The organism is Desulfosporosinus acidiphilus SJ4 (genome assembly GCF_000255115.2).
GTDB classification, from domain to species: domain Bacteria; phylum Bacillota; class Desulfitobacteriia; order Desulfitobacteriales; family Desulfitobacteriaceae; genus Desulfosporosinus; species Desulfosporosinus acidiphilus.
Genome location: NC_018068.1, coordinates 4,758,865 through 4,772,633, shown reverse-complemented (window position 1 = coordinate 4,772,633; position 13,769 = coordinate 4,758,865). Strand labels below are relative to the sequence as shown.

At 39.5% G+C, this 13,769-nt stretch carries 14 protein-coding genes and 1 other RNA gene; 10 read left to right on the top strand and 5 right to left on the bottom strand.

Going from position 1 to position 13,769, the window contains the following annotated elements; all coding sequences use genetic code 11:
• Positions 1-40 precede the first annotated feature (40 nt).
• From DESACI_RS21770 to DESACI_RS21745, 8 genes are all read left to right on the top strand, one after another.
• Positions 41-832: an alpha/beta hydrolase gene (locus DESACI_RS21770; RefSeq protein ID WP_014829386.1), complete on the top strand. Its 792-nt coding sequence runs from the start codon at positions 41-43 to the stop codon at positions 830-832.
• A 214-nt stretch (positions 833-1,046) separates the two neighbouring features.
• The gene (gene smpB / locus DESACI_RS21765; RefSeq protein WP_014829385.1) at positions 1,047-1,517 is read left to right on the top strand and encodes an SsrA-binding protein SmpB; all 471 of its coding nucleotides are present in this window, start codon (positions 1,047-1,049) and stop codon (positions 1,515-1,517) included.
• A gap of 171 nt (positions 1,518-1,688) precedes the next feature.
• Positions 1,689-2,039: a transfer-messenger RNA gene (gene ssrA / locus DESACI_RS23935) on the top strand.
• 924 nt (positions 2,040-2,963) lie between these two features.
• Positions 2,964-4,268 carry a DNA methyltransferase gene (locus DESACI_RS21760; protein ID WP_014829384.1) on the top strand — a complete coding sequence of 435 codons (1,305 nt, stop codon included), beginning with the start codon at positions 2,964-2,966 and terminating at the stop codon, positions 4,266-4,268.
• A 25-nt stretch (positions 4,269-4,293) separates the two neighbouring features.
• Entirely contained in the window at positions 4,294-5,436 is a 1,143-nt protein-coding gene (locus DESACI_RS21755) for a DUF262 domain-containing protein (RefSeq protein WP_014829383.1), read from the top strand.
• On the top strand, positions 5,433-5,564 hold the full coding sequence (locus DESACI_RS25615; RefSeq protein WP_282434148.1) for a hypothetical protein: 132 nt from the start codon (positions 5,433-5,435) through the stop codon (positions 5,562-5,564). Before DESACI_RS21755 ends, DESACI_RS25615 begins: the two co-directional genes overlap by 4 nt.
• Positions 5,565-5,569: 5 nt before the next feature.
• Positions 5,570-6,130 (top strand): MAE_28990/MAE_18760 family HEPN-like nuclease, encoded by a 561-nt coding sequence (locus DESACI_RS21750; RefSeq protein ID WP_242833103.1) that lies wholly within the window; start codon positions 5,570-5,572, stop codon positions 6,128-6,130.
• Positions 6,131-6,277: 147 nt separating this feature from the next.
• On the top strand, positions 6,278-7,639 hold the full coding sequence (locus DESACI_RS21745) for an IS1182 family transposase (RefSeq protein ID WP_014825334.1): 1,362 nt from the start codon (positions 6,278-6,280) through the stop codon (positions 7,637-7,639).
• A gap of 57 nt (positions 7,640-7,696) precedes the next feature.
• Here the strand turns inward: DESACI_RS21745 and DESACI_RS21740 are convergent, their stop codons facing one another.
• The 5 genes from DESACI_RS21740 to DESACI_RS21720 form a co-directional block, all read right to left on the bottom strand.
• On the bottom strand, positions 7,697-8,779 hold the full coding sequence (locus DESACI_RS21740; RefSeq protein ID WP_427846735.1) for a replication initiation factor: 1,083 nt from the start codon (positions 8,777-8,779) through the stop codon (positions 7,697-7,699).
• Between the two features lie 335 nt (positions 8,780-9,114).
• Positions 9,115-9,957: an FtsK/SpoIIIE domain-containing protein gene (locus tag DESACI_RS21735; RefSeq protein ID WP_014829381.1), complete on the bottom strand. Its 843-nt coding sequence runs from the start codon at positions 9,955-9,957 to the stop codon at positions 9,115-9,117.
• Positions 9,944-10,684 (bottom strand): hypothetical protein, encoded by a 741-nt coding sequence (locus DESACI_RS21730; protein WP_014829380.1) that lies wholly within the window; start codon positions 10,682-10,684, stop codon positions 9,944-9,946. Before DESACI_RS21730 ends, DESACI_RS21735 begins: the two co-directional genes overlap by 14 nt.
• Positions 10,668-11,051 (bottom strand): hypothetical protein, encoded by a 384-nt coding sequence (locus tag DESACI_RS21725; RefSeq protein WP_014829379.1) that lies wholly within the window; start codon positions 11,049-11,051, stop codon positions 10,668-10,670. The genes DESACI_RS21730 and DESACI_RS21725 overlap by 17 nt, the downstream gene beginning before the upstream one ends.
• Before the next feature lie 50 nt (positions 11,052-11,101).
• The gene (locus tag DESACI_RS21720; protein ID WP_014829378.1) at positions 11,102-11,311 is read right to left on the bottom strand and encodes a hypothetical protein; all 210 of its coding nucleotides are present in this window, start codon (positions 11,309-11,311) and stop codon (positions 11,102-11,104) included.
• Positions 11,312-11,495: 184 nt separating this feature from the next.
• Between DESACI_RS21720 and DESACI_RS23310 the strand changes: the two genes are divergently transcribed.
• Positions 11,496-12,191: a helix-turn-helix domain-containing protein gene (locus DESACI_RS23310; RefSeq protein WP_014829377.1), complete on the top strand. Its 696-nt coding sequence runs from the start codon at positions 11,496-11,498 to the stop codon at positions 12,189-12,191.
• Positions 12,188-13,711 (top strand): recombinase family protein, encoded by a 1,524-nt coding sequence (locus DESACI_RS21710; protein WP_014829376.1) that lies wholly within the window; start codon positions 12,188-12,190, stop codon positions 13,709-13,711. The genes DESACI_RS23310 and DESACI_RS21710 overlap by 4 nt, the downstream gene beginning before the upstream one ends.
• The last annotated feature ends 58 nt before the right edge of the window (positions 13,712-13,769 follow it).

Genomic DNA, 13,769 nt, shown 5'->3' with positions numbered 1-13,769 from the left:
GTTTTCTTCGTAAATCTAGCTTTGCGAGGGGGGAATTTGAGTGAAACCGAAAAAACGCTTAGTAGAGCCTTTTTATTTTCCCGGAAATTCTTTAGGGTGCCTACTTATCCATGGTTTTTCGGGATCGCCTTCCGAAATGCGCTATTTAGGCGAACAATTGTCCGGTCTTGGCTGGACTGTGCTGGGAATAAGACTCGCCGGGCATGGAAGCACACCGGAGCAGATGGCGAAGACACGCTGGGAAGACTGGGTCAGGGATGCTGAAGCCGGTGTGAAGGAATTAAGGAAATCCTGTTCTCGCGTGATCGGTATCGGCCTTTCAATGGGAGGGTTATTAGTGCTCCATTTGGCAACACTAGACTTAATTGATGGGATTGTATCGATGAATTCTCCAATGCTGTTGGCTGACCGAAGGACACGATACGTTCGCCTGATTCGCCCTTTCCGAAAATTCGTGGCAAAACCGAATTCGAGAACTAACGGCCAAATTGTCCCCGAGGAATCGAAATCAACTCAGCAAAAGCCGGAACGTTTTGTCTACGATAAAATTCCGGTAGATTCGCTGATATCCTTAAACAAAGCTATTGGTAAGGTTCGCCGTGAACTGAAGAGGATTAAATGCCCGGCCTTATTGATGCAAAGCCGAAAAGACTTTACCGTCGACCCAATCAGTGTTCAGCTTATTAGCAAGAACATTAATGCTCGAAAATCCGAAGTGCTTTTTTGGGAGCATTCAGGACACATATTAACACTTGGGCCTGAACGAGACGAGGTTGTCCGAAAGGTTGACGGGTTTCTTCAGGAATTCAATAACTTTAATCCGGAGATATGATATATTTACATTAATTGCAGGAATCTGGTCATGTCCATTTCGACTATATTTAAACCATCTGCAATATAGTTTTGGCACTTCCACAGTCAATCCTGAGTACCTTAGTTTAGTTGGAATACAAAGCTGCTGTATGGGTAAAAGAGTGGATAAAATAGGAAATAACCATGACATAGTGGTAATATGTAGTATAATAATAACGAGAGGAGGGTTATGAATGCCTTCTGAAGGAATTAAAGTTGTTTCTGAAAACCGCAAAGCTTTCCATGATTATTTTATTGAAGAGCGTATCGAAGCCGGAATCATTCTTACCGGGACTGAAATTAAATCCATCAGGAACGGAAGAGCTAATTTAAAAGACAGTTACGCCAATTTGAATAATGGTGAGATTTGGGTTTATCAAATGCATATTAGTCCTTATGAACAAGGAAATCGTTTTAATCACGACCCTTTGAGGCCTAGAAAATTACTATTGCACCGGTCGGAAATCAATAAACTTGTCGGAAAAATACAGCAGCAAGGGCTAACCTTGGTACCGGTCAAGATTTATTTAAAAAGAGGTTTGGCAAAAGTTGAATTGGGAGTCGCCCAAGGCAAGAAGAATTATGACAAGCGTCAGTCCCTCGCAGAACGTGAAAGCAAACGGGAAATTGAAAGAGCGCTTAAAGAAAGGAATAAGGATTATTAAACTTGGAGATTTAGCGTCCACTAAGGTTTTTTAAAGATTTGTTTAAAAACAGAATTATATTCTTCTTGAATTCTACTAATGTTAATTTTAATTCCATGATAATCCTTACATTCCATTGAAAATCAGTTTGTTTTATGGTCAAATATGATATACTAGTTATGTAATTAATTCGGGGGCGTTTTAGACTCGCTCGGGGAAGCGGTGGCAAGAGTTGCGCGTCGAGATTCCACCTGGTCTCGTTAAACGGTGGACCAAAATAGTTAACGAAGATAATTTCGCTCTAGCTGCCTAAGTGCCGCTAGCATCCTGCCTTCTGACCTACGGTGAAGGGTCAGGGTGTCAAAATAGTAGGACGCTCTAATGTCAATGCTCGGAGACGTTAGCTAAGATGATCGAGCTAGCCTGAAATGAATCCTTGCCTTTAGGAGGCACGAAAGGCGAAACTTAAATTAAAGGACACACGCGTAGACGCTTTTGTGGCTGTTCTTCGATACAGGGGTGCAAGTCCCCTCGCCTCCACCAAAAGAGTATTATACGAACACCTTCTATTATAGAGGCGGCTTTGCCGTTACAGTGTGGTTTTAATATATTGATATAAAAGAGCAACCAAAGTAATAAAACTTGATTGCTCTTTTTATATTGAAAAGTTTAATTTTACCTATTGGGTGGTTGCCGATGATAAGGTGAATGAAGAATAGGTAATCAAAACTGCTGAAAATGAATGATATACTACTTGCAATGACTGATGCAACGATAGGAAAAGTTGGATAATTGCAAAGGTACCCTAAAATTACTTCTCAGGTGATGTTCTAGTATTAAAGACAAAAGATAACATAAGTCCAAATATTACAAAGTCCTATATGGCAAAATCAGTTTAAGCGTCGGATAAATGGTTCAACAAATGGCCATTTATCACCCTGGGGTATGAGTATAATTCTGATACCTAGATTGGATGATGAAGAAAAACTAAAAATGATAAAAACAATATTTTAGAGTAAGGGAAAAGTTTGCGGAATTTTTTAATGAAGCCATAAAAAGAGTTGAATCATTTATTGAAGGTGGAATTTCAATAAGAGACGACGCTCGGCGCTTGCCAGGCAAACTCTCTTTAAATATCGGGTAGTTCTCTGGGGTTAAAGAGACTTTGCAGTTTTTAAGCGTTTGGGTGTGGTGAACGTGTCAATGGGATGATGGCGAGCATATCCTCGGCCTAGCGGCCTCCGGTATCCCCCGAATCACCCTTGACACTTTTTAGAGGGATCAGCATAACACGTAAGACTGTAATCCGCAGTGCTTATACAAAAGTTCACCTAATTAGGTGAAACTTTAGACTGTTTGGGAGTTTCAAAAGCATTTAGTGAAACTTAATAGCTTATTTGCAAATACAGCAGGATTATATAAAATATAGTTATTAATTAGTACACAACGAATGGAGAACCCAAGAACATGAGCAATTTATTCATGATACAAAATCCCAAAAGAACCATTGGGGGAAAGGTAGGTAAGTCTACATGGTATGACTACTATGCCAGTTATTCAGCACAATTTGTCCGCGAATCTATTTTAAACAGTAATCTACCAGTAGGTTCTTCAATAATGGACCCTTGGAATGGCAGTGGTACTACTACGCAGATTGCTGAAGAAATGGGTTATATTTCTTATGGATATGACATAAACCCCGTTATGATTATCATTGCTAAAGCCAAAAGACTCGAACATAGTGTTAAAGATAGTCTCTTTAGTGTCTCAAATGATATTATCAAAAAAGCAAGACGCTATAGAAAATCATTTTGCGATATAACTGACCCATTAGAAACCTGGTTTACTCAAGAGGCAGTAAATGGATTTAGAAATATAGAGCGTGCTATTCAGCAATTGCTAATTAATGATATAACTGGCCACAAATTTTTAAAAGAAATAAACTCGGACATAATATCTAGTCTTGCTGCATTTTACTACGTAGCTTTATTTAGAACTCTCAAGTTTTTTTTAGCAGAATATAAATGCTCCAATCCTACCTGGATAAAAGTTCCTAAAGATGGAGAACAAAAAGTTAAAATTTCTGCTTATGAAATATGCAATTCCTTTCAACAAAGTGTAATTTTAATGATAAATGCTTTTACTGACACTCATACAACAAGTATCTCTAATCCAGGAGCAGTAATAAAAGTTGCATCTTCAACATCAATACCTCTAACAGATAAACAAATAGATATGGTAATCACTTCACCACCATACTGTACAAGAATTGATTATGTAGTAAATACACTTCCTGAATTAGCACTAATGGGCTTCTTTCCAACTAAGGAGGACATACAAAAAATTAGGAATGAAATGATTGGAACTCCAACAATAATTAAATCGGCGTTAACAACAGAAACGAGCTGGGGAAGTGTTTGTTCACAATTCCTAGAAAAAGTCCGTAATCATGAATCTAAAGCATCAGAGTCTTATTACTTAAAGAATTATCTACAATATTTCAACGGAATTTATAAGTCATTAAAAGAAATAGACCGAACACTCAAACATAATGGGAAGTGTATTTTTGTGATACAGGATTCGTATTATAAAGAAATACATTTGGACATTGTAAGTATTTACAATGAGATGGGTAATTTATTATCTTGGAAACTCGAAAATAAAACAGATTTTCCAAATAAACATTCTATGTCGGGAATTAATAAAAATGGTAGTAAATACCGCAAACATACAAAAGCTACTGAAAGTGTCTTAGTATTTAGGAAACTGTGACATATATAAAGAGGAGGGTAAAAGAGTGGATGACGTTATCGTAAAAACTGAAGGAATAGATCTTATTAAGGCCGTAGAACAAAAGATTGACAAGGTTAGAACTAAAAGTCTAGATTTATCATTTAATGAGATTCTGGATATGTATAAGGATCAAGAACTAATAATTGATCCTGAATATCAAAGGTTATTTAGATGGTCAGAAGCTAGTGAATCTAGATTTATAGAATCTTTAATTTTAGAAATGCCAGTACCACCGATATTCGTGATTGAACGTTCTGAAGGAGTATATGAACTAATTGATGGTCTACAACGGGTGTCGTCATACTTGCATTTTCGTGGAAAACATCCGTTGCGAAAAAATTCGGATGATACTTTCGAATTTCTTAAATTAACAGATTGTGATATTGTTCCAGAATTAAACGGCTATGGTTACGAGGACTTGCCTAAAGCATTAGAGATAAGACTAAAGAGAAATTTTATACGTGTTGAAGTACTACGCAAGGAGACTGACCAAAGGCTTCGTTATTATATGTTCAAAAGACTTAATACAGGCGGAGAAGACTTAAGCGAACAAGAAATCAGAAACTGTACAATAAAATTACTAGATGATACTTTCAATAAATTTCTGATTAAATGTAGCCTCAATGAAGATTTTAAAGAATGTATCGAGAATTTGCCAGAAGAGAAGCTCGAACAAAAACAGGACCAAGAATTGGTATTACGGTTTTTTACTTTTAAGAATTATAGACATAAGTATGTTCATGATGTTAAAGACTTTATGACCGAATACATGGAGAGCGTATCCGATCCTGAGGATACGGCGAACGTTTTTGATTACGAAAAAGAATACGCTATTTTTGAAAAGACTTTTAAAGTATTGAAAGAAACATTAGGGTCAAACATTTTTTCTGGCACAAATTCTAGGGGAACTTTAGTATCCAGATTTTTAAGTTATCATTATGAAGCTTTTACACTCGGAATTCAGCCTTATTTAAGTAAAATAGATTTGTCCAGTAAGACAACCATGGAAAAATTAACAAGAATATTTACTGAAATTAAACAGGATTCACAATTTAAGAGAATTACGACTGGTGGTGGAAAGAATTATTCTAAACCTTTGGATGAAAGGATAAACTTTGTCCAAACTAAGGTGGGCGAAGGTTTATGAATGTATTAGACATACTTGCTCAATTAGAAGAAGAGCTAACATGGAGACAAAATGAAATTCGTTTTTTAAAGAATCAGCTTTCTGAAATAAGTGACGTTGAAAAAAAAGACTTTATAGAAAGTCTTTAGTTGTAATGCTTTATTCACATTATGAAGGTTTTTGTAAAACTGCATTTTTAATTTACGTCAAATCGATCAACCAAGAGAAAATTCTTAGATCTATTGCGAATGACTTTATGGTTGCTGGATCTCTTTCGGAAGTATTTAAAGCATTTAATAACACTGATAAAAAATGTAAGGTTTTTAAGAATGCTTTGCCTCATGATGAAAAGCTGCATAGGTTTGCACGTGAGGTGGATTTAGTAAAAGAATTCGACAATTTCTTACAGCAAATTATTAATATACCTGAATCTATTGTTGATGTTGAGTCAAATTTGAAACCGTTAGTTTTGCGTAAAATGCTTTACCGCTTAGGTTTCCAGTATGATACCTTTCAGGTTCACGAAGGATTAATTGACCAATTACTCAATTATAGGAATAATATTGCTCACGGAGCTATAAAAAACGGATTAGAGCAAAGTGACTACGACTCAATTGAGAAGGCCACGTATATTGTAATGGAAGAAATAAAGAAGATGATCATAGATGCATTGCAAAATAAGTTATATTTGAAATCTACCGCAACCCCGCCTTAATAAATTAGTAGATAGATGAGTTAGTTTCATAATTCATACCCCTTGATATAAGCGGGCTTTTTACCCGTAAAAAAAGGAGTACCTCCCCAAAATCTCGAAAGTGTAAGTGACCAAACAAACACCGAGAGGTTGAAAGGAGAACTCCCAATGTTTAGTATTCGCCAAGAACGTCTATTTTCCTTGGAAGAAATCTTAGAAATGTCACCGAAAGAATCGTATCCGCTTCTATTGGATCCGCTGAATATTACTCCTTTGTTGAGAGTGGTTTCAAAAAAGGCATTTTTGGGAGCTCCAACCACGCTTAACTATTCAGCCATGATCTATTCTTTATTCATTCGAGTGATCGAACGAATTCCTACGATCAAAGATTTACGAAAACGATTAAAAAACAGCTTGGAATTCCGTTTCGACTGCGGCTTTACGATGGCTGATGCAGTTCCTAGCGAGTCCTCTTATACTCGAATGATTCAAAAAATCAAGGGTTCTTCTGCTTTGGAAAAAATTCAAAATGAACTAGTCTCTCAGGCGTTTCAAGAAGGCTTCATCGATGGGGATGTTATAGCCATCGATGCTACTCATATTGAAGCGAGAGACCGTAAACCTGAGAAAAAGAAAGACGAAGAGGTTCCAGTCAAGCAAACCTCCAAAAAACGCGGACGAAAACCCAAATCGGAACGGGAGAAATGGCTCAAAGAACAACAGGAACTGGAAGAGAATCGACCCCTCTTTGAGAAGAAAATTGAAGCTCAACTTCCTCTTGATTTCAAGACGATCGAACAGCAAATCCCGCAAGATCCTCACTGGGGAATTAAGAAAAACTCCGAGGGCAAAAACGTCTTTTGGTTCGGGTTCAAAGGTCATCTTCTCGTGGACTGTAAAAGCCAATACATTTTAAAGTCCTTACTTTCCTCGGGAAATGTCAATGATGGCAAAATGGCGATTCCTCTACTCAAGGCTCTTCATGAACTTCACCCCCAGCTGAAGCCTTCCTATTCGCTTTTGGATGCTGGTTACGATTACAGCCCAATTTACCAACAAGCAAAAGCCATGGGGTCAAGGGCCCTGATTGATTACAATCCACGCAATGAACAACTACCCGAAGACAAGGACAAATACTTTTGCCCTAAGTGTCAAGAAGGTCATTCCTACCGATATGATAGCTATGATTCCCGATACGACACGTTGAAATATACTCAACCCAAGAAGTGCAAAGAGTGTCCTCTGAAAGAAAACAACCAGTGTCAAAAGGTATTCAAGGTTAAGGTTTCCTCAGACCCCAGAAAATACACCGTTCCAGCCAGAGGAAGTGGGCGCTACTTTGAACTCTATAAACAGAGAACAGCCGTAGAACGTGTTAATGCTTATCTCAAAGAGTACTTTCAGTTAAACAACATTCGACATCGAGGAAACGTAGCCAAAATCGACTTCGAGTTTTCTATCCTGACCTATACCCTCTGCAAATTAGCCGTAGACCGATTGAACAAGTTCAAACGTATAGCTGCAGCATAAATCTTCAAAAAATGTTACTAACGAAATTCTGAAGGTCTGAGCTTTAACAATTAAACATTATGAAATTGACTCAGATATATACTTTTTCCGTCTTCGTTCCTTTTCATTTGAGAGGGACGTTTGTTTTTGTTCAAGTTTCAAATTGGTCCAGGTCGTCAGAACATTGGTCGTATCATTTATTAGGTTATGGTCTGCCAAAGTAGCAATTGATAATACTATCCCTGCTGCCTGATTTAATAACCTATTGATATTACCTATTTTTACTGCTTCTCGGATCAAAGGAGAAGTGTTAAATCCATAGGTCGATTTTTGAATTAGCTGCCATTTTCGTTTAACTTTCCAACGAGTAACATTTTCAACATCCGGCTTTTTTATTACCAACCATTCTCCCGTAAGATAGGCCCATAGACCATCCAACTTTGCCAAAATGTCTTTAACTGTATCAATGCCAAATTCTTTTAAGACTTCCCTGCGCAGTTGGAATTCCGTTCTCCATACCATTTTAGCGCAATTCCAACCGTTGTTTTCCCATACGGTATAAAACCAAAACTTACCTGAGCGTTTTATCTCTAAAGACTTGTTGTATATCCGTGCTAACAAAGGACCACCACCACCAATAGTAAAACCACTAAATTTTTTGCCTTCGGAGAATTCATCCGTTACGAAGTGTTTTCTTCGTTTCCTTGCCCTTGTAACAATTCCTTTGAGATCGGACTCTACAAAGGCTGCTTCATCAGTATCAACACAAGGATCAACTCGAGAAACCCTATTTCCAGTCACAATTACATTAAAGGCTTTAAACCACTCCATAAAGTTTTCGAATGCTTTTTCATACCCAAAGGACCATAAATAACAGGCCATAAGCCGTACTTTTATAGGTGGGTTATCTTGTATTTCTTTATCCATAAAGCAGATGGAGAAATCATTACAGGTTAGCTTGAAAGCGTGAAAGGGAATCCCGTTCCTATGAACTGATAGGTTTACATCTCCAATCAGTATTTCTTGTTCCTTACCTTCAAGCTGTGCAGCTTCTTTTAGCTCCTTAAACCTTGCTAGAAATTCATTCATGGAACTCAAATAATTCTCAATATCTAAACCGAATTCTAAACTGTCAATTCCCTTTACTATCAACGGTTTCACCTTATTTTCTTGTAATTATAGCCCAGCATGTTATATGGTTGCTGGGCGGTAGCTAAAGGTAATACTGTACTAGCCAACTTACCGCCGCACATGACCCAATAGCTTAGCCTGGCAAACTCTCTGCCCAAGTCATCAGATTAATGCACACTTGAGTCAATTCTTGCGCCTGAGACAGGAAGTTTATGATAGAACTCGATCCCGCGGTCAAGTAAGTCTTTGTTGAGCAAAATGTTTAGACCGTCCATATTCTAGAAATCTATATCGAAGCTATTAGGTTTGTTCTGCTCTGGTCGTAGTCTGCGCCCCCTTTGCCCATACCCGCCCGCGCCCCTTTGCTACGCCTCCGCTTTGCTCTGGCTTCGCAGTGGCGCGGGCGGGTATGGATTTTTGTCATACTGCGTCTCTAAAGCACGTTTCAATGTCGCGGGAAGTTGGCTTTTATCCAGCCTCGGAGTTTCTATCATTTCTGGCTGCTCCGTCTGGCCTGCAAGCATATAAAGACCTTGACCTGGGCTAAATATCCGCTTTGGATATGAAAATCCTTCACCAAATGTCATCCTGTACTCTATGCCACCGGAATTTCCAAGAAAAATTCGCAATCCCGTCTGAGATCTCACTTCGGTACTTATGTTCTGACTTCCGGGATTCTGCATAATTGAACATAGCATGACCCCGGCTTGACGGCCTTGTAAGGTTATACTTTTTACGTCAGCCTCAAAGGATTCACGTTTGCTTTTTCCGAGCGATAATACGAAAGCGGCCATCTCCTCGATTACAAGGAAGATAATCGGCAGCCCAAAGTCAGCAAAGTCAGCTTGAAAAAGCCCTCTTTGAAGACGTTCGGCCTGCATATAGCCATATCGTTCCATCATAACATCGACAACATTATGAACCATTGCGACGATTCTTTCCGGTTCCCATGCCACCCTGTCATGGGGCATAAAACTGGAGAGACTTCCCAAATCTGAGTTTTTTGGATCTGCCAAAAACAGAATGGCATTCTTGATAGAGGCCATTATAATGAGATAAAGTGTAAAGAATGATTTCCCAAATCCTGTATTTGCACTAATGAGGGCGTGGGGTGAAGCCCGTAGTGACCAGACCACCCCATGCTGTATAGGTATTTCGTAGTCCTCGTTTCTGCTTGCTAGCATTACAAGTTGTTCATACATATTCATTTTTATCCACCCCGCTAAAATCATAAGCCTGGCTGACCGTTTCATCTTTGAGGATGAACAAGACAAGGTCATCATCAAAACTCACGCGATTCACACTCCAGCCAATGATGCCGCTTTCTCGAAGCACTCGGCTGATTATTCGCTCGTCAACTGAGTTAATTTTAGCAATGAAGCTGACATATGGTATGAGCAGTATATATCCGATACCAGCAGTCAAGATGAAATCGGTGTGAAATTCGACGGGCTGTACCTGGAGAAATTCGTCGCCTGTGTACACCTTTATTTTTGTCAGTCCGGTTTCTTCGTAGAGACCGAGAGTGATTAAGGCTTCGACAAGGTTGCGATACAGCAATATACTTGCTTCATAGTCATCCTGTGTCCGTTCTGTTTTTAAGTCAATGCGATTGAGATAGCGATTTGGAAGCCATGAAGCAGAATTGCGAAACCCGTTGCAGTTTTTGGCTTGCCACTTAGAAATGAGCAGTTCTCCCCTCACCCTCCGGCGTAGCAGAATAGCCACGACTGCCAGGGTAATGGCGGATGGGGCAATAGCCCACATCCACCATGCTTTAAGTTTGAAGTGGATTGCTGCGACGACATCGAGAATTGCGATACTAATCCAGAAAGCAGGGTTAGAAAATGTTCTCCAAATCGTGCTTAAGGTGTTTACTTCCTGATAGCCCGTTGGCTTCCAAACGAGCAGGACACCTCTATTTTTTTGGTTCATTGTTAGTCTCCACCACCTTCACCACACCAATAACGGAAAGTTGGTTTTTAAAATCTCCGTAGACAGAAGCGCGTTCAATGTCTGAAATTATCACTTCTGTGTTGAGCGGACGCAGCTTAGCATAAGCGGCAGGTGCAACTCCGCGCGTTTTAATGATGAGCTGCTCACCAAAATTGCTGATGTCTTCTTTCGGGTACTTAGTGTCATCCGCCACAATTTGGACGACAACCTTGCTTCCTGCAAGCGTAAGGTTACTCCCTTCGCCTTCATGCCAAGGGGAAGCCTTGACAAAAACCAGACGCTTGCCTGCCAGAAAATCCTCCAGCGAGAAAAAAAGAAATGAGCTTAATCCTTTAAGTGGTGACATAGATTGTTCCTCCTAAATTAAATTTTTTATATAGACCCTGCGCAGGTAATCTATCGCGATTTGATGGGGCGATTGCGTATATGGCGCCGCTTGACATGTGAGGATGTTTGTTTGGTCTCTTTGGCGAGGTATTCATTCTTAAAGCGTTCATAATCCTCTGGATTATCCCGTCTGGCGGCGGCTATAAATGAGCCAATGTCACGATACAAGCCGGCAGCGAGCATATAAGCAACTTTTTGCGCAAGTTTATAGTGAATCACCGCCAGCACCTCCTTGACAAATAGTAAATTAACAACTACCATTAAAACCGAAATATAATTATTTATATTTCGGTTTAGTGCTATTGTATCAAGTGAGGCACATAAGAAGTTATTGTTTCTGCATAAAAAATATTAGCCGAAACACTTTGTGGTATGTTTCGGTTTACAGAAAGGAAGATTCATATTGGAAAAGAAAACGAGGCAAAAAAGAGCCATACATCATGTTGACCCACAGCAAATAAGCGAAGCAGTAGGCAGCGATAAAGAAAAAACAAAGTTATCTTTCTCGATGAAGCTTAACGAGTTATTAAATGACAAAGAAACAGCGCAAGAAGATTTAGCGAAAAAAACGGGTTTATCCATGTCTTCCATTTCAACTTATAGGAATGGCAAGGCTGAACCCAAAATTACAGCTTTTAACGAAATAGCAAAGGTTTTGGATGTGTCTACTGATTATCTATTAGGGAAGACCACGATAGAAAGCCGCGACGAAGATATGCAAATATCATGTAAATATACAGGGCTTTCAGAACCAGCTATCAAGATTATACAGAACTTAGGCAACGAAATTGATTCATATTATTATGATACTTTGGGGTTCAAGCCACCCTTATTGAAGATTCTTAACACACTCTACGAAGAAGGGGTTATTGCTGAATTGACTAAGGCCATTGGCCGTTGCTTATACCAGATTATCGTGCGCGATAATTATGGTGCTGATCGTGTTCTCAGCATAGAGGAAAAACAGCGTATAATGTTGCCAGCCATTGGGTATTTAAACAAAGAAATTGCTGACGAAATAAACAAGGTGATGGATACATTACGGCATGACCTCACAGGATATTATTATGGTTTTGTGAATCCGGAGGATTTGAAATGAAGAAAGCAGTTATTTACGCCCGATACAGTCCCGGCGGTCAACAAACTGCACAATCCATAGAAGGACAGTTAAGGGTCTGCCGTGATTATGCCAACCGCGAGGGATATAATATTGTTACTGAATACACTGACCAAAAGCTGACCGGGAAGACAGCGAAAAAACGCCTCGGCTTCCAGCGCATGATCGCAGATTCGTCAAAGGGGCGGTGGGATTATGTCATTGTATACCAGCTCGACCGATTCAGCCGCAACAAATATGACAACGCCATCTACAAGGAGAAACTGAACAGAAACGGCGTCAAGGTTATTTCTGCAATGGAACGAGTTAATACGGAAGACGCCAGCGGTATCTTGATGGAAACCATGCTTGAGGGGATGGCTGCTTACTATTCACAGGAGTTAAGCCAAAAGATACAGCGGGGAAGGGCAATCAACGCCTCGAAGTTTTTGAGCCTCGGAAGTAATCCCGGCCTCGGATTCAAAGTGGTGGACAAACAAATCGTCATTGACAAAGCCAACGCTCATTACGTTGTACGAGTTTTTGAAATGTACGCCAATGGTGCGACCATGCTGGAAATCATAGCATATCTAAACAATTTGGGCGCGAGGACTTCACATGGAAGACCATTTACAAAAAACAGCTTACAGAGGATTTTAAGAAATAAGCGGTACATTGGGATTTACAGCTATAAAGGCACAGACACCACTGACGCATTGCCGCGCATAGTTCCGCAGACCTTATTTGACCAGGTGCAAAAACGACTTGTTGAGAATATCGGAGCCGGGGGGAGGGGGAAAGCTGTGGAAGATTACATTTTAAGCGGTAAACTGTTTTGTGGGCATTGCTTAATGCCCATGGCAGGAAGCAGCAGTACAGGCAAGAGCGGGAAACTGCATAGATACTATAGGGAGAACAAAGGTTGTAAAAGACTTACCATTATCAAGCACAAAATTGAGGACAAAGTCATTGAAGTTGTAAGGGATATGCTCACAGAGGATAATCAGCGCATAATCGCCCGCGAAATATCTGCACTCTGTGAGCAGGAGCAAAATAACCCGAATTTGAAGAGGCTGCAACAGCTTATGAAAGAAAACAACAAACAAAAAGCCAACCTCTTAGAATCCCTAAAGGTCGGCAAAGCGTCGGCAACAGCCGCTAACTTTGTTTTTGCTGAGATTGACAGACTTGAAAAAGAAGCGGCAGAACTGGAAAAACTAACAGCTGTTGAAGAAGAGCGGCATTATGGCTTATCCGAAGTCGATATTATGTACTTTTTATCTCACTTGCGAAACGGAAATCTTGATGAATTGGAATACAGAAAGCTACTTGTCAATGCGATGGTTAATAGTATTTATGTTTATTCAAATGATGACGGAGGTCACAAGATAACGGTAATTTTCAACGTAAGCAATCAGCAGCCTGTACAAGTTGATATGTCTTTACTGGATGAAATACAGAACAATGGTAGTTTGTATGCATCCTTGTCATCTCCACCAAAAATTACCAATAATAGTAAATAATAACTTGAGACAATACCCATAAATTTTCGTCTTGGGAAAGATATGCTTCCTTTTGAAG

Excerpts from the sequence above, each read along its gene's own strand:
- smpB (WP_014829385.1), top strand. The coding sequence starts at position 1,047 with ATGCCTTCTGAAGGAATTAAAGTTGTTTCTGAAAACCGCAAAGCTTTC.
- DESACI_RS21760 (WP_014829384.1), top strand. The coding sequence starts at position 2,964 with ATGAGCAATTTATTCATGATACAAAATCCCAAAAGAACCATTGGGGGA.
- DESACI_RS25615 (WP_282434148.1), top strand. The coding sequence starts at position 5,433 with ATGAATGTATTAGACATACTTGCTCAATTAGAAGAAGAGCTAACATGG.
- DESACI_RS21750 (WP_242833103.1), top strand. The coding sequence starts at position 5,570 with ATGCTTTATTCACATTATGAAGGTTTTTGTAAAACTGCATTTTTAATT.
- DESACI_RS21745 (WP_014825334.1), top strand. The coding sequence starts at position 6,278 with ATGTTTAGTATTCGCCAAGAACGTCTATTTTCCTTGGAAGAAATCTTA.
- DESACI_RS21735 (WP_014829381.1), bottom strand. The coding sequence starts at position 9,957 with ATGAATATGTATGAACAACTTGTAATGCTAGCAAGCAGAAACGAGGAC.
- DESACI_RS21730 (WP_014829380.1), bottom strand. The coding sequence starts at position 10,684 with ATGAACCAAAAAAATAGAGGTGTCCTGCTCGTTTGGAAGCCAACGGGC.
- DESACI_RS21725 (WP_014829379.1), bottom strand. The coding sequence starts at position 11,051 with ATGTCACCACTTAAAGGATTAAGCTCATTTCTTTTTTTCTCGCTGGAG.
- DESACI_RS21710 (WP_014829376.1), top strand. The coding sequence starts at position 12,188 with ATGAAGAAAGCAGTTATTTACGCCCGATACAGTCCCGGCGGTCAACAA.